General features: G+C 68.8%; 12 protein-coding genes. 4 read left to right on the top strand and 8 right to left on the bottom strand.

Annotated elements, in window-relative coordinates; translation table 11 throughout:
* Nucleotides 1-52: 52 nt before the first annotated feature.
* Nucleotides 53-1,000 (top strand): phytanoyl-CoA dioxygenase family protein, encoded by a 948-nt coding sequence (locus JOE57_RS14725; RefSeq protein WP_204919133.1) that lies wholly within the window; start codon nt 53-55, stop codon nt 998-1,000.
* An 82-nt stretch (nt 1,001-1,082) separates the two neighbouring features.
* On the opposite strand, the gene JOE57_RS14720 is transcribed toward JOE57_RS14725, so the two are convergent.
* Nucleotides 1,083-1,442 (bottom strand): SPW repeat domain-containing protein, encoded by a 360-nt coding sequence (locus JOE57_RS14720; protein WP_204919130.1) that lies wholly within the window; start codon nt 1,440-1,442, stop codon nt 1,083-1,085.
* Between the two features lie 128 nt (nt 1,443-1,570).
* Here JOE57_RS14720 and JOE57_RS14715 point away from each other — a divergent pair, with 128 nt between their 5' ends.
* A complete protein-coding gene (locus tag JOE57_RS14715) occupies nt 1,571-2,569 on the top strand; it encodes an SDR family oxidoreductase (protein WP_204919128.1) in 999 nt (332 codons plus the stop codon).
* Nucleotides 2,570-2,577: 8 nt separating this feature from the next.
* Here the strand turns inward: JOE57_RS14715 and JOE57_RS14710 are convergent, their stop codons facing one another.
* Together JOE57_RS14710 and JOE57_RS14705 are read right to left on the bottom strand one after the other, a co-directional pair.
* Nucleotides 2,578-3,900, bottom strand: coding sequence for an erythromycin esterase family protein (locus tag JOE57_RS14710; RefSeq protein ID WP_204919125.1), 1,323 nt, complete (start codon nt 3,898-3,900; stop codon nt 2,578-2,580).
* The gene (locus JOE57_RS14705; protein ID WP_204919122.1) at nt 3,897-5,231 is read right to left on the bottom strand and encodes a phosphoribosyltransferase family protein; all 1,335 of its coding nucleotides are present in this window, start codon (nt 5,229-5,231) and stop codon (nt 3,897-3,899) included. Before JOE57_RS14705 ends, JOE57_RS14710 begins: the two co-directional genes overlap by 4 nt.
* A 281-nt stretch (nt 5,232-5,512) precedes the next feature.
* Between JOE57_RS14705 and JOE57_RS14700 the strand changes: the two genes are divergently transcribed.
* A complete protein-coding gene (locus JOE57_RS14700; protein ID WP_204919120.1) occupies nt 5,513-6,982 on the top strand; it encodes an FAD-binding oxidoreductase in 1,470 nt (489 codons plus the stop codon).
* A 78-nt stretch (nt 6,983-7,060) separates the two neighbouring features.
* Here the strand turns inward: JOE57_RS14700 and JOE57_RS14695 are convergent, their stop codons facing one another.
* From JOE57_RS14695 to JOE57_RS14675, 5 genes are all read right to left on the bottom strand, one after another.
* Complete coding sequence (locus tag JOE57_RS14695; RefSeq protein WP_204919118.1) at nt 7,061-9,499, bottom strand: TIM-barrel domain-containing protein; 2,439 nt, start codon at nt 9,497-9,499, stop codon at nt 7,061-7,063.
* A 173-nt stretch (nt 9,500-9,672) separates the two neighbouring features.
* Nucleotides 9,673-10,512: a pentapeptide repeat-containing protein gene (locus tag JOE57_RS14690; RefSeq protein ID WP_338041326.1), complete on the bottom strand. Its 840-nt coding sequence runs from the start codon at nt 10,510-10,512 to the stop codon at nt 9,673-9,675.
* Between the two features lie 71 nt (nt 10,513-10,583).
* Nucleotides 10,584-11,225 (bottom strand): fasciclin domain-containing protein, encoded by a 642-nt coding sequence (locus JOE57_RS14685; RefSeq protein ID WP_204919115.1) that lies wholly within the window; start codon nt 11,223-11,225, stop codon nt 10,584-10,586.
* An 86-nt stretch (nt 11,226-11,311) separates the two neighbouring features.
* Entirely contained in the window at nt 11,312-12,280 is a 969-nt protein-coding gene (locus JOE57_RS14680; RefSeq protein WP_204919112.1) for a neutral zinc metallopeptidase, read from the bottom strand.
* Nucleotides 12,281-12,385: 105 nt separating this feature from the next.
* Entirely contained in the window at nt 12,386-14,071 is a 1,686-nt protein-coding gene (locus tag JOE57_RS14675) for a serine/threonine-protein kinase (RefSeq protein WP_204919110.1), read from the bottom strand.
* A gap of 390 nt (nt 14,072-14,461) precedes the next feature.
* Here JOE57_RS14675 and JOE57_RS14670 point away from each other — a divergent pair, with 390 nt between their 5' ends.
* Complete coding sequence (locus tag JOE57_RS14670; protein ID WP_204919109.1) at nt 14,462-14,998, top strand: hypothetical protein; 537 nt, start codon at nt 14,462-14,464, stop codon at nt 14,996-14,998.
* Nucleotides 14,999-15,037 lie beyond the last annotated feature (39 nt).

Genomic DNA, 15,037 nt, shown 5'->3' with positions numbered 1-15,037 from the left:
ATGACCCGACAGAACCACGACAGACAGGCGAATCGCCCTCTAGCGTTGCCCCATGCGCACCATTGCACGCGAGATTCCAGCACGCCGGGACAGTGTCGAGGGGAACACCCGGATGCGGGCAGGTAACCAGGGCAACCTGTCGCCGGCCCAGGTCGAGCAGTACGACACCGAGGGGTACCTGGTGCTGCCGGACCTCCTGACGGAGCAGGACATGGCACCGGTCCGGGGGGCGTTGACGGAGAAGGTGGACCGGATCGCCGCAGAGCTGGTCGCGGCCGGCCTCATCGACGACCCGCTGACCGATGCCCCCTTTCCGGTCCGGCTGGCCCGGCTGTTCGAGGGGCTGGCGCCGGAACACTTCCTCGAGTTCGGCCGCAGCTGGCGGGACCGGATCGCCGGCTACCACACGCTGATGAGCAACCCGAAGATCCTGGACGCGGTCGAGAGCCTGATCGGTCCGGAGATCTTCTCCAACCCGGTGTACAACGTCCGTCCCAAGGTGCCCAGGATCGCCGCCGGAGCCGTCCCCTGGCACCAGGACAAGTCCTACTGGCCGGACGCCAACTCCAACCCCGTCATCACCGTCTGGATCTCGTTCGTCGACGCCACACTGGAGAACGGCTGCCTGCACGTGCTGCCGAGGACGCAGAAGCAGAAGGTGCTGCCGTTCCACCAGGAGGAGTACAGCGGCACCGGGTTCCTGACAGTCGATGTCGAGGGGCTGGCCGCCGGCAAGAGCCGGGAACGGGCGCTGCCGGTACGGGCCGGCACCGCGATCCTGTTCAACGACCGGCTGGTGCACAGCTCGACGCCGAACAACGCCGACCATGTCCGCTGGAGTGTCGACCTGCGCTATCAACCGACCGACCAGGATCCGATGCCGGAGCACGGCGCGGGGTTCCTGGCGCGCAGTCGCCGCCACCCGCAGCGGGTGGCCGACCTGCAGGACTGGCTGGCCGGCCGGCCCGAGCACGCCGACGAGGCCACAGCACCGAGCTGAGCCGCCGGACCTGCCAGCGGCCCACGCCAGGTGGGCCGCTGGAGATGCATCGCTGACGACACAGCTTGATCAGGGTGTGAGGTCAGCTGTGCGCCACCATCTGGTCGTGGTGAACCCGGTTGCTGGCCGGGATCCCCAAGGCGCCGACGATCAGGGCAACGCCGCCCGTGGCCCAAGCCGTGATGGCCATTCCCATCAGACCCGAGAACCCGAGCACGAACGGCGCGATGATCAACAGCACGCCCAGGATCGCGTGGATCCACTCCGACGCCACCGCTCCGGGCGCAGCGAGCGACCACAGTGCCGTCACCGCGAGCACGGCCCCCAGCCCGATCAGCGACCAGGTCGCCCGGGTTGTGGTCTGTGTCCAGATCGGAGACAGCAGCGCGTACAGACCAGCGGCGAGGGCCACCCAGTCCTGCCAGCGAGTCCATTTGCGCATCTCAAGCCACCACCTTTCAGTTCAGATCCGTCGCCTCTGGCGGATCGCCATATCACCACGGTAGATCCGTTTCGTGTCGGCACAAGAGGTCCGAAGGCCTGTTCAGCTGCGCTCGATAGAGTCACGTCATGAGCCCACTCAAGATCCTCTTCATCGGCGGCACCGGCACCATCAGCGCGGCCAGCTCGGCCCAGACGATCGCCGCCGGGCACCAGTTGACGCTGCTCAACCGCGGCACCACGGCGAGCCGACCGGTGCCCGCGGGAGCCGAGGTACTGACCGCCGACATCCGGGATCCCGCCTCGGTCCGCAGCGCGCTGGGCGCTCGCGAGTTCGACGTCGTCGTCGACTTCATCGCCTTCACCCCCGACCACGTCCGCACCGACATCGACCTGTTCACCTCCCGGACCTCGCAGTACGTCTTCATCAGCAGCGCCTCCGCGTACCAGAAGCCGGTTGCCCGGCTACCCATCGTGGAATCGACCCCGCTGCGCAACCCGTACTGGCAGTACTCCAGGGACAAGATCGCCTGCGAGGACCTCCTGCTGGAGGCCTACCGCGACGACGGCTTCCCGATCACCATCGTCCGTCCGTCCAGCACGTACGACCACAGCCGGGTGGCCCTCCCCGGTGGTTGGACAGTGGTGGATCGGATGCGGCGCGGGTTGCCGGTCGTCGTCCACGGAGACGGCACCTCGCTGTGGACGATGACGCACACCGAGGACTTCGCGATCGGCTTCGTCGGCCTGCTGGGCCACCCGCAGGCGATCGGCGACTCCTTCCACATCACCTCCGACGAGGTGCTGACCTGGAACCACATCTTCGGCCTCTACGGCACCGCCCTCGGCGTGACGCCGCAGCTGGTGCACGTCGCCTCCGACACGTTGGCTGCGGTGCTGCCGGAGATCGGCCCAGGCATCGTGGGAGACAAGGCCCACTCGGTGATCTTCGACAACAGCAAGATCAAGTCGCTGGTTCCTGAGTTCTGCGCGACCATCCCCTATGCGACGGGGGTACGCGAGATCGTCGGCTGGCATGACGAACACCCGGATGCCCAGGTGGTGGATGCCGGCCTCAACGCACGGCTGGACGCCCTGATCGACAAGGTGCAGAGCCTCGGGAACTGACCCACGCGTCAGAAGCCGGTGGGCTCCGTCTCCAGCTCGGGTTCGCTCGGTCTGGCCTCGTGATGCAGCGGCTGCAGGGCCCGCGTGTCCTCCAGCCAGATCAGTGCGTCATAGCGGCCGCCCATCCTCGTCGGGACATAGTTGGCGAACTCCCGCTGCGGGTGGTACACCACGCCGATCGCCCGGTGACCCGCCCGGGCCGCCAGCCAGGGTCCCGAACGATCGGCACCGAAGATCAACACCGACGGCCGGCCGAGCACCCGGTGTAGCAGATCCTCATGGCTTCCGGTGCGTGCGGGCGGGACCGGCAGCATCTCCTCCGGAGAGCCCCAGGCCTCTGCGGCCAGCACCGATCCACGGTGCGAGGCGAACCCGACCAGCGCCACCCCCTCGGCCGCGTGCCGTTCCCGCATCAGCTGCCCGACATTGACCATTCCGGCCGAGGCCATGTCCGTTGCACGGGCATCGCCGACATGGGTGTTGTGCTCCCAGATCAATCCCTTCGACTGCGGACCCAGATGCTGGGCCAGGCGGTCGACGGTGTCCACCATGTGCCGGTCCCTGACGTTCCAGGACTCGCGATCACCGCGCATCATGATCCGGTAGTACCGCTCCGCCCCGGCGGCCACCTCCGCGTTCTGTACCGCGTCGAAAGCCTCGTCATCGACCTGCGACCTGATCTTCGCTCGCTCCCGAACCGCAACCAGCAGCGCAACCACATCGGGCTCGCAGGACAGCGGCACCAGCCGGGAGCTGCGGGCATAGAGATGCGGGTCCTCGTCGTACGGGACGAAGCACTGCCAGGCCTGCATCGCCTCAGGCACCGCGTCCGGGGCGTTCGCCTCCAGCCACTCGATGATCTCGCGGAGCGAGTCCCACAGCGAGTAGACATCCAGTCCGTAGAAGCCGACCCGCGCGGAGGCCGGGCGACCCAGATTCCATTCGTGCAACCAACCGAGGAAGTCCGCCACGTCGCGGTTGGCCCACATCCAGGTCGGCCAGCGCTCGAACCTGGCCAGCAGGCCGGCGGCGTCCAGCTCCTGCTCGTCCAGCCCGCGCACCCAGCGGTTGATCCGCCAGCAGTCGGGCCAGTCGCCTTCGACGCCGATCCAGCTGAAGCCGTGCCGCTCGATCAGCCGGCGGCTGAGCAGAGCCCGCCACCGGTAGAACTCGTGGGTGCCGTGCGAGGCCTCCCCGATGCAGACGAAGCGTTCCCTGGCCAACCGCTCGACCAGGGGGTTCAGGTCGTCCACGCTGGTGAGCGGCCGCGCCAGTTGGCTGATCTCGCTCAAGACGGCACTGGCGGTGACCGGAGCAGCCGGCGTGGTCATTCTGCCCGCTCCGGTGTCGAGACGGCGGCAGCCGGCAGCAGGTAACGGGCGAACCAGTCCCGGGCCAGCAGCGCCGCCTCGGCCAGCGTGCCGGGTTCCTCGAACAGATGGGTGGCGCCGGGGACTACCGACAGTCTGTTGGTGCAACGCAGTCGCGCCTTCGCCTGGCGGTTCAGATCCAGGACCAGGAGATCCTCACCACCGACGATCAGCAGTGTCGGCGCCGTCACCGCACCCAGGTGTGGTCCGGCCAGGTCCGGGCGGCCGCCCCGGGACACCACCGCTGCGATCTGGTCACCCGCCTGCGCAGCCGCCACCAGTGCCGCTCCGGCGCCGGTGCTGGCGCCGAAGTAGCCGATCCGGCAACCGGCTGTGTCGTCGCGGGTGGACAGCCATCGGGTGGCTGCCAGCAGACGCGCGGCCAGCAGCGGGATGTCGAAGACGTTGGCCCGGTCGAGCTCCTCCTCGGGTGTCAGCAGGTCCAGCAACAGGGTGCCGATCCCCGCCTCGAAGAGCACCGAGGCGACGAACCGGTTGCGGGGGCTGTGCCTACTGCTCCCGCTGCCGTGGGCGAACAGGACCACGGCCGACGCCCGCTCCGGCAGATGCAGGTGTCCGGCCAAAGTCACGCCCCCGGCGTCGATCTGCACGTCGGTGTCGCTGTCGGACGGCAGAGCCGTCTCCCGGTCATGCTGCTGGTGCCGCGCCGCGGCGTCGAGCAGGGCGATCACCTCCTCGTCGCTGGTCGGCGAGAAGTCGCGGTAGTAGTTGCCGACGGCCATGAAGCCGAGCGGTGTCGTGACACAGATGACCTCGTCCGCCTCTGGCAGGTGCCGTACGGTGTCGGCAGGGCCGACCGGGACGGCGAGAACGACCCTCGCCGCGCCGAGGTGACGAGCCACCTCACAGGCGACCCGAGCGGTTGAACCGGTCGCGATGCCGTCGTCGACCACGACCGCCACCCGCCCGTGCAGGTCGATGCGGTCCCGGCCGCGGCGGAGCCGGGTCACGCGATCCTCCAGCACCGCCCGCTCCCGCGTCTCCACCCGTCTGAGGTCGTCTTCACTCACCCTGGCCTGGGCCAGTACGCGTGAGTCCAGCACTCGCGCACCCCCCTCGCCGATGGCTCCCATCGCGAGCTCCGGCTGGTAGGGAACTCCGAGCTTGCGGACGACGATGACGTCGAGTGGCGCCCGTAGGGCCATAGCCACCTCGTAGGCGACGGGGACTCCCCCGCGTGGCAGGCCGAGCACCACCACATCGTCCTGGCGAAGATGCTGCAGCCGCGACGCCAACCGGCGGCCGGCGTCGACCCGGTCCGAGAACACCATCGTCTGTCACCTCCATCGTCTGAAGCCCTTCGCCCGGTGCTCGATCGAGCACCTCGTTTCAGCGCCATCGTCATGCCCGGGCCTGGCGCACACCAGAGCCTTTGGTCCCCGATCTCCGCAACCCCACGGAGGGCCTGTATCAGATGGACGGCTGGGTGCCTCTGAGACCCGGATGGTTGACCCAGGCCGAGCGTGACCCACGAATCGCCTGCAGCACCGATCCCCACCACCGGGAGCTGGAACAGCCGGCGACCGCAGCCCAGGACAGAGGAGAGCAGTACATGAGCATCACCCAGGATCAGACGACTCGGCAGGACATCAGCCTTGATCGGGAGGTGCGCGAGGCAGCCGTCTCCCTGGAGTCCCAGTCCCCGGTCAGCTCCGACCGGCACACCGACCCGGCACTGCGCGGGCTCGCCGGCCGTCTGCGCGGACGGCTCGCGACAGCCGCCGATCCGGACTGGGACCAGGCCCGGAGCGCCTGGAACCTCGCAGTCGACCAGCGTCCGGTGGCCGTCGCCTTCCCGGCCGACGCCGGGGATGTGGCCCAGGTCATCGGTTACGCCGCCGAGCACGGCCTGCGTGTCGCGCCGCAGAGCGGCGGCCACAACCCAGCCCCGCTCGGCGACCTGAGTGGGACCATCCTGTTGCGCACCACGCTGCTGAAGGACATCGTCGTCGACCCGCAGGCACACCGGGTCCGGGCTGGGGCCGGTGCGCTCTGGGGGGAGGTGAACGCGGCCCTCGCGGGGCATGGCCTGGGCGCCCTGTCGGGTTCGTCACCCGACGTCGGCATCGCCGGCTACACCCTGAGTGGGGGTTACAGCTGGCTGGGCCGGCGCCACGGGCTGGCGGTCAACCACGTTCTGGGGGCCGAGGTGGTGACCGGTGACGGGCGCATCCTGGAGGTGGATGCCGACACCGAGCCGGAGCTGTTCTGGGCCCTCCGTGGCGGTGGCGGCAACGGTGCGGTGGTGACGCGGCTCGACTTCCGCGTCTTCCCGATCGACCAGGTGTACGCGGGGTCGCTGCTGTTTCCGATCGACCGGGCCCGCGAGGTCTTCACCGCCTTCGAGACCTGGACGCGCGACCTGGACGAGGCGGTCACTGCCTGCGCGCGGCTGCTCCGCCTCCCACCGCTGCCCGAGCTGCCCGACTTCCTGCGCGGCCAGTCGTTCGCGGTCGTCGATGGTGCGATCCTGGGCAGCGAGGAGTCCGCCCATCAGCTGCTCGAGCCGCTGCGCGCGCTCGGCCCGACTGTGGACCTGTTCGGGGTGATGCCGGCCACCCAGCTCGCCCAGATCCACATGGACCCGCCCGCGCCCACACCGGCTGCCGGTGGCGGGGTGATCATCAACGACATGTCCGCGGAGACGATTGAGGCGATCCTGGCCGTTGCCGGCCCGGAGGCCGACACGTCGCTGCTCGCGGTCGATGTCCGGCTCCTGGGTGGTGCGCTCGGGCGGCCGGTGCAAGACGGTGGTGCGGTGGACCACCTGCCAGGACGGTTCCTGGTCTTCGGAGTCGGTGTGACGCCGAACGCCGACCTGCATGCGCTGGTCGAGGCTGATGTCCGATCCCTGCTGCGTGGTCTCGGCCCGTGGCGCAACGACCGCACCTACGCCAACTTCAGCGAGTCCTCCGAACCCGCCAGCCGGTTCCACTCCCCGGAGGTGCTGGCCCGGTTGGTGGCGGTGCAGGAGGCGGTGGACCCGGACCAGATCATCCGCGCCAACCACCCGTTGCGTTGATGCCCGGGCGCTCCGGACGTTGAGTCGCGGAGCGGCTCCGGAAAGCGCGCATGATCAACAAACAGGCAAGATCAACAGCTAGCCGAGGTCGAAACGGAGGGTGAAGGCCTGACCGGTGTTCGGCAGCCGGAAACGGACCCGTTCGCCCGGGGCCCCGCCGATGCCGGCCAGCTCTTCATCCGCCAGCCAGACCGTCGACGGCGAGGCGCCGTGGATGATCAGGTCGAAGGCCTCTCGGGCAAACTCGGGATAGCCGTTGCCCTCCACTGCGGCCTCGACCGTGATGGCGCGGCCGCTGCGGGTCACTTCGAAGCTGGTCCGGTACCGGCCGCCTTCGAGCGCGGCGAAGGTGAGCCCGTCGTCCTCCTGCAGGAACGAGCCGAAGGTGCCGTCGAAGCCGGGGGCGAACAGATGCAGCTCCACCACGGCAGGGCGGTAGCCATCGGTGCTGTCCGGCGCCTCGGACCACATCGGGATGACCGCACCGCCGCGGGCGAAGATCGGGATCCGGTCCATCGGCGTCGGTGTCAGGAGGAAGCGGCCGCCGTCGACCGGTTCGTCGCTGTGCCAGTCGTACCAGGTGCCGGCCGGCAGGTAGACCTGCCGGGCCGTGACCCCCGCCTCGACGACGGGCGCCACCAACAGGTCCGGGCCGAGCAGGAACTCGTCGTCGATGTCGCGGACGGTGCCGTCGTACTGGAAGTCGAAGACGAGCGGCCGCTGCACCGGAGCGCCGGTCTCGGCTGCGCGGAGGAAGGTCGCATAGAGGTAAGGCAGGAGTCGGTAGCGGAGCTTGATCGCCTCCCGCACCAGACCCTCGATCACCTCACCCCACGCCCAGGCGTACTGGTCGACATTGCCCATAGCGGAGTGGTTGCGACAGAACGGGGTCAGCACGCCGTACTGCATCCAACGCAGGAACAGCTCGGCGTTGGAGCTGCCGGCGAACCCGCCGATGTCGGCCCCGACGAACGGCTGGCCGGAGATGCCGAACCCGGCCGCCATCGGCAGGCTGAGCCAGAGATGGTCCCAACGCGACAGGTTGTCTCCCATCCAGTTGGCTGCATACCGCTGGATGCCGGCGAACCCGGCGCGGGACAGCACGAACGTGCGCCGGTCCGGCATCGCCTCCAGCAGTCCGGCCGTGGTGCCCATGGCCATCAACAGGGCGTACTGGTTGTGATAGCGCTCGTGGGGATGGGCGCCCTTGCCGAAGCGCATGCCGTGCGGGTCGACCACTCCGGTCGCCGGCTCGTTCATGTCGTTCCAGATGCCGGCCAGCCCCGACTGGACGTGTGCCGCGTTCAGCTGGCCCCACCAGGCTCGCGCCTCTTTGGTGACGAAGTCGGGAAAGGCGGTGTTTCCCGGCCACACCTGCCCGATGTAGACGTCGCCGCCCTCGGTCTTGCAGAGCACGTCCTGTTCCACCGCCTGGTCGAACACCCAGTAGCCCGGGTCGTACTTCACCCCCGGGTCAATGATCGTGATCACCCGGAATCCCTGCTGGGCAAGGCGTTGCAGCATGCCGGGCGGATCCGGGAACGCCTCGGTGTTCCAGGTGAACACCCGATAGCCGTCCATGTAGTCGATGTCCAGCCACAAGGCGTCACAGGGAATATCCGTGTCGCGATGGCGGTCCGCGAGCTGCTCGATCGTCTGCTGGCGGTAGGTGAACCATCGGCACTGGTGATAGCCGAGTGACCACAGCGGCGGTGGTGCCGCGCGACCGGTGAGCCAGCTGTAGGCGGCCAGGATCGCGGGCATGTCCGGTCCGGCGAAGATGTACTCGGTGTACTGCCCGCCGGAGAAGTGGATGCGGTACTCGTCGGCGCCGGTGAAGTCGTAGTCGGCGCGGTAGCCGTTGTCGATGAAGGATGCCGCCATCTCACCGGACGGATAGGCCTGGTGGTAGAAGAACGGGATCGACACGTAGTAGGGGTCGAACTCGACACTGGTCCGTTCCGAGCGAGGGTCGTCGGCGGCCCGACCGGCGGTGAACGCGCCCGACGCCGTCGGGTTCAGCACATCGGTGTTCCACAAGGTGAAGTCGCGGCCCTTCCGGTTGTGCCGGCCGGTCTTCTCCCCCAGGCCGTAGATCGCATCCTCCTGACGACAACGGCGTCGCAGAGCGAACGCGTCGTTGAGCGTCGCGTAGGCCTGGTAGCTGCCGTCCGCGTCAGCCGCGGTCTCGATCACCATGCTGCCGTCGAGCCGGTGCACCTCCAGCCGGAACGGGTCGAGCCAGAGCGAGACCACCAGCGCCGCGGTACGCAGTCTGACGACGTCGGCGTCCCGATCGACGTCGAAAGCAACCGGCTGGGACATCGGATCGACGCACACCGCGAATGTGGGCGATTCGTCGAACGCACCGGCACGGCTGATCTTGAACCGCACCACGTCGTCGCGGACCACGTCGATCCGCAGTTGCTCACCGTGCAGCTCGGCGAGCAGGCCGCGGTCCGTCTCCGTCACCGAGTCGACCCGCTCGAACCGCAGATAGTTGCTTGTGTCGGTCACCGTCACCCCTGTCTCGTCCGTCCTCACCGGGCAACTTCGCCTAGGTTCAAGGTCCTCACCCAGGGTCTGCCCTGTGTGACGTACGACGAACGTGCGCGAACAGCGCCTCGGCCGGTCTCACTGCAGACAATCGTCTCTTCCGCGGGCCGTCAACCCCCGCGAGCCGGCCATGATCAGCTCCAGTGGACCGGGCGCTGCAGCGAGGACGCGAGTGCGGTGTGCGTGTCACCTGTGGCGGCATTCACCTGCGGCTGGGTCAGGAAGATCGCCCGGGACAGGTCGGCGTGACCGAGATCGGCGGCGCGGAGATCGGCCCCGAGTAGATCCGCCCAGCGCAGATCGGCGCCAGACAGGTCAGCCGCGATCAGGCAGGCCCCACGCAGGTTGGCACCCCTCAGATCGGCGCCCTTCAGCTTCGCGCCGATCAGGTCCGCACCCCGATGCTCCCGCTTCCGGCCAGGCACGTCGGCGCGGACGAGGTCGCTGACCCGGAGAAGCAGCTCGCCCACCACCTGCCGGTGCGCGGAGACGTCGAGCTGCTGAAGGTCAGCAGGGGTTCCCGTGGCGAGCTGCTCGGTCTGAGTCAGCGTCTCGCGCAGCTCGGGATGGAGCGGTCCGGAAGGCTCCAGAGCCAGCGCCTCGGTCAGGTACCAGAGCAGTTCGTGCAGCTGCCGTACCACTGGGAACACTGCGAACATCAGCGCCGCCGTGGCCGGACTCAGCCGCCAGTCCACGCCGCCGAAGATGACCTGGGACACCTGCTGGCCGGCGCCGAAGCAGTCGTAGGCCGTGCAGCCGGGAAAACCCTCCTGCCGCAGCCGCGGATGGATGCCGCACCGGAGATCCTCCTGCAGGTGGACACACGGCTGTCCGGCGGCCTTGTCGAAGGCGAAGTCCGCCGAGGCAGAGAACGGCAGAGCCACGCAGCAGAGGGCGAAGCAGCTCTCACAGTCCGCGGCGAGGGGGAGCCGGGTGCCGTGACTCGGCTCCCCCATGTCGCTCTGCTCACTCACCGACTGCCTCCCACCCTGCGACCGTATCGGCCATTATCCCGGTACGGTCGGCTGGCAGCCGGCAGTCCTGCTCAGAGGTCGGCGGGGCGCAGGACCTGGCTGATGCCGTGGGCGATCTGCAGATTGCCCTTGTTGAGGTCACGTCGGACCACCCGCGGGTTGGCGTCGTTGGGATCGGCGTCGACCAGGCTGACGCTGCGGCACCGCACCTTCACGGTGAGGGTCGACCCGGCCAGAGCGGTGCTGAGCACGGCACCATTGGAGCGCACCGCAGTGCGGTAGGTGATCGTCGCTCCCGGCACCACGTGATAGAGCAGTACGGATTCGATGGTGTCGACGCCCAAGGTCGAAGCAAGAGTGCTGAACACCGCCGCCTCGCTGCGCGCGGACGACCCGGTCAGGTCCCTCGCCAGCGACCGGAAGGCCCGATCGGTCGGCAGGAACGCGGTCAACGCCACCGACCCGTTCGCCAGCACCGCGACCGGGCTGTTGGGCTTCGCCTGCAACACCGCCCGCACGGCATTGTCGGCGATGTCGAAGTCGTTCGGGTTGCGGTCGAACCCTGATCCGTCCTTGGCCAGCAGCATGGCCAGGCTCGTCGTTCCCGGCATGTGGTGGCGGCTGTGCGCTCCGGCCGGCAGGGCGCCGACCAGGGTCGTCGCCGCGGCCAGCACCACAGCGCAGCCGAGCTGCGCGAGTCGTCGTGCGATCATGCGATGTCTCCTTCAGGGGATGGTGAGAACCTCTTGTCAGCACTTCCCCCGCCGGAGCATCGACGGATGCAGTCGCAGCCGAATCTCTAGCCGCCGAACTCGGGCCAGAACGCCTTTGTGCAGTTGGCCGGCACCCCGCCGCGAGGATCTGCCTGCGAGCCGTACAGCCCGATCTGGAAGGCGTTCTTCCGTTCGGCCGGGGTGCCGTGCGGATCTGTCCCACCATCGCCCTGGTCACCGATCGCCGCCAGCGCGTTGAGCGCCTCGTCGACATCGCCAGGGTCGAGAGACCCGTCGGTTCCCAGGGACAGCGCGTAGGTATGCACGCCGGCGAAGCAGTCGGCGATCAGCTCCTTGTTCTTGCCCTTGGCCATCGGGGTCCGGCCGGTGTCCTCGGCCAGCTCGGCGGTCACGCTGTGCCCGAACTCGTGGGAGAGGATGACGCCGGCGGCATAGTCGCCGACCGCCTTCACATCGCTGACCTGGGTGCCGAAGATGTCGCCCGACCACATCCTGGCCAGAGTCTCGATCGGGATGATGATGTGACCGTTGTCGGTCCCGTTGGACACGTCGCAGTAGAAGGCGTTCGGATAGGAGCTCGGCATCCCGTTGGCACTCGTACACGGCGTCAGGACGAGGCTCTGACCCGGCTGGATCAGGTCGAGCACCACGTAGGGCTCCGGGTAGCCCTGGGCCTTGAACCAGGCGGTCCAGACACGGTCCGCGTTCTGCAGGATGTCGATGGCGTACTGGGAGGTGGCCGCGTAGTCGACCTCGCCCGAACGGTTGTCACTCGTTGCCGCCGCACCGCTGCGGTCCAGCTGGTAGTCAGCGGTGCCGGTGGACGTGTCCCCTCCGGGCGCTGTGGTGGAGCCGGCCGGTGTCGGCTGGCTCGATGGAGCCGAAGAGGCCTGCTGGGAGGTGGGTGGCGGCTGCTGCGCACCCGCGGTGCCCAGCGGCAGCAGACCGCTGCAGCCGGACGCGAACGCGGCCAGGCATGCGTACGTGAGCGCGCCCACCAGTGTGGCCGCTCTTGTGCGCTGACGATTCGACATGACGGACGCCTTCCCCCGAGGACATCGACACGATTCCCGTGTCGGCTCACCCTAGTCCGAAAGCGTCCGCTCCGAGGCGAAGTCGGCAGAGTCCCTTGGCGGTGGCTACTTGGTCGAGCTGCTGAGCACCGAGGAGTCGTTGATCTTGAGCACTCCGCCGTCGTTCACCAGCCGGTACGACGTGCGCTCCTCGACGACCTTCCCGTCCTTGAAGCGGTAGGTGACCGTGGCCACCGCTCCGTCGGGTGGCGTGCCGCTCACCTTGGACACCGAGACCTGATCGATGTCCTTCCAGAACTTCTGGTAGGACTTGCGGCCCCCCGCCGTCCTGTTCTGATAGGAGGGCGTCAGGAGCTTCCAGGCCTGTTCGGTCTTGCCGGGCACCAGGGCGTAGTAGCTGGAGATCGCCTGCGCCAGCTGTGCGGCCGTCGGCGCGTTCTTCGCTGAGGACGACTTGCTGGCCGTTGGGGTGGCCTTCGGTGAGGTCGACGGGCTGCGCGTCTTGGACGGCGTGGCACTGGTCCGAGACGACGTGGCGCTGGTCTGGGACGACGCGCTCGGCGCAGCTGACGACGACTGGGACGGAACCGGCGCGCTCGACTGCGACGGATCGGCCGGCGGAGCAGCGCTGTCGGGCCCGTTGAGCAGGGGCACCACGCTGGCGGCCAGGATGGTGAGCACGAGCAGGACCCCGACCACCACTGCGGCCCGGGTGAGCGTGCGACGCCGCGCCGGCGGCGACGGTCGGTCAGCGGCGGGCGTCGACGATGGGCGCGCCGCGGTGGCTGGCGGCCAAGTCCTCGCGCCGGCGACGGCGGCCGCCTCCCCCGCTGGCGGATACGCCTCTGCGCCGGGAGTGCGCGTGGTGGGGCTCACGGTGGTGGGCGTTGCCGTGGGCGGCTCACCGGCCGCAGGCTCAGCAGCGGCCGCCGGAAATGCGACGGTCGGCTCGATCCCGCCCGACTCGGCACTGACGCCCCCCACATCCGCGAGCAGGGACGCCACCTCAGTCATCGACGGACGGTCGGCCGGGTCCACCGACAGCATGCTCTCCAGGACGGGCGTCAGCCGGCCGCTGCGCCGGGGAGGCTCGAAGTCGCCGGAGGCGACCTTGTGCAGTAGGGCCATGGAGTTCTGGTCCTTGCCGAACGGCGGTGCCCCCTCGATTGCGGCGTACAGCGTGGCGCCGAGCGAGAAGACGTCGGACTTGGAGCTCGACTCTTCACCTCGGGCGACCTCGGGCGAGAGGTAGGCGGGCGTGCCGTGCACCAGGCCGGTCGTGGTCAGACTCACGTCGCCCATGGCCCGCGAGATCCCGAAGTCGCTGATCATGGCGCTGCCGTCCTCGGCGATCAACACGTTGCCCGGCTTGACGTCGCGATGGACGATGCCCACCTGGTGGGCAGCCGCCAGCGCGGAGGCGACCTGCACTCCGATCGCGGCGGCCTCGGCCGGCTCCAGCGTTCCCCGGTCCCGGAGCACCGCCGAGAGTGGGTGCGACGGGACGAACTGCATGATCAGGCACGGCTGACCCTCGTGCTCGACGACGTCGAACACCGGCACGGCATGCCGATGGTGCAGCCGAGCGGTGATCCGGGCCTCGCGCATCGCCCGCTGGGTCGCCAACTCTGACTCGGCGTCGCTGAGTTGCGCCTGCTGATGCAACAGCTTGAGCGCGACGGCCCGATGCAGCCGGTCGTCCCACGCCTTCCAGACCACGCCCATCCCGCCGGACCCAACCAGCTCGACCAGGCGGTAGCGGCCCGCAATGAGAGCGTCAGGCGCAAGCATGACGACCTCCGTCTCCTCGATGTCACTTACGGGCGATTCGGCTCCTGAGCCTACGACACCTTACGGCGGACCCGCCGAGTGCGACCAAAGGCGTCCGGCTGCCGGCGGCACCGACCCCGGAATCGAGCTGTGGCGGTGCCCGTGACGTCAGGTTTACTCGCCGGCCTGCACGATCGTCGCGACGATCCGCCGCTGTCGTGTGCCGGGTCGTCGCGCGCTGTCGATCCCCGACGGCGTCAACGCCGGCAGCCCAACTCAGGAGAGGCCCCCGGGACGTTCGGCGCTCGCCCCAGGCACTTGTGCCCTGGCAGCCTCCCGCCCGCGCCGCGCAGGCTGGAGTCGACAACGGAGGCGGCGACGCGCGCCGTCCTCGAAACAGGAGTGTTGATCATGAGGGTCGCAGCGCTACTGGCTGCCGCATGGTTGGTGATGATCACGGGCTTGTCCGCCTGCACTGCATTGTCCACCCGCACTGGTTCGGGAACCGATGGGGAGATCTGGCAGTGGGCGCTCGGCAGGAACGTGTGGAGCGACTCGGATCTGCAGCAGTACGGCCAAGGGTTGGGACGATCCTCGGACACGAGCGTGAACGTGCAGCAGGAGGGCTTCCAGCTGACCCTCGACGCCAGCGGGACCGTGATCGCAGTCACGCTCTACAACGACGAGAACGCCATCGGCCTGCCCAGCTCTGATGCCAGCTTCAGCGCCTACCAGGGCACGCTGCCCGCCGATCTCACCTGGACGGACACGGCCAGCAGCATCGGCGCGACCTATGGCGCCGCCAACCAGTCCGGCGGTTTCGGTACCGAGATCATCTTCACCTACACGACGAGCGACAACTACCGCCTTGAGCTGGCCTTCGCAGCACGGCACGAGCGCGACCTTCCGAATGCACCGATCCACACCATCCGGGTCAGCCAGCTGTGAGCCGGGCCCAGCCGGCCCCTGGTACCCGGCACCAAACCG

The organism is Microlunatus panaciterrae (assembly GCF_016907535.1).
Taxonomy (GTDB): Bacteria; Actinomycetota; Actinomycetes; order Propionibacteriales; family Propionibacteriaceae; genus Microlunatus; species Microlunatus panaciterrae.
This window is presented reverse-complemented; position numbering and strand designations above follow the sequence as displayed.

Bases quoted from the DNA above. Each gene is read 5' to 3' on its own strand.
- JOE57_RS14670 (WP_204919109.1), top strand. From the start codon at position 14,462: ATGAGGGTCGCAGCGCTACTGGCTGCCGCATGGTTGGTGATGATCACG.
- JOE57_RS14715 (WP_204919128.1), top strand. From the start codon at position 1,571: ATGAGCCCACTCAAGATCCTCTTCATCGGCGGCACCGGCACCATCAGC.
- JOE57_RS14685 (WP_204919115.1), bottom strand. From the start codon at position 11,225: ATGATCGCACGACGACTCGCGCAGCTCGGCTGCGCTGTGGTGCTGGCC.
- JOE57_RS14700 (WP_204919120.1), top strand. From the start codon at position 5,513: ATGAGCATCACCCAGGATCAGACGACTCGGCAGGACATCAGCCTTGAT.
- JOE57_RS14680 (WP_204919112.1), bottom strand. From the start codon at position 12,280: ATGTCGAATCGTCAGCGCACAAGAGCGGCCACACTGGTGGGCGCGCTC.
- JOE57_RS14710 (WP_204919125.1), bottom strand. From the start codon at position 3,900: ATGACCACGCCGGCTGCTCCGGTCACCGCCAGTGCCGTCTTGAGCGAG.
- JOE57_RS14725 (WP_204919133.1), top strand. From the start codon at position 53: ATGCGCACCATTGCACGCGAGATTCCAGCACGCCGGGACAGTGTCGAG.
- JOE57_RS14675 (WP_204919110.1), bottom strand. From the start codon at position 14,071: ATGCTTGCGCCTGACGCTCTCATTGCGGGCCGCTACCGCCTGGTCGAG.
- JOE57_RS14720 (WP_204919130.1), bottom strand. From the start codon at position 1,442: ATGCGCAAATGGACTCGCTGGCAGGACTGGGTGGCCCTCGCCGCTGGT.
- JOE57_RS14705 (WP_204919122.1), bottom strand. From the start codon at position 5,231: ATGGTGTTCTCGGACCGGGTCGACGCCGGCCGCCGGTTGGCGTCGCGG.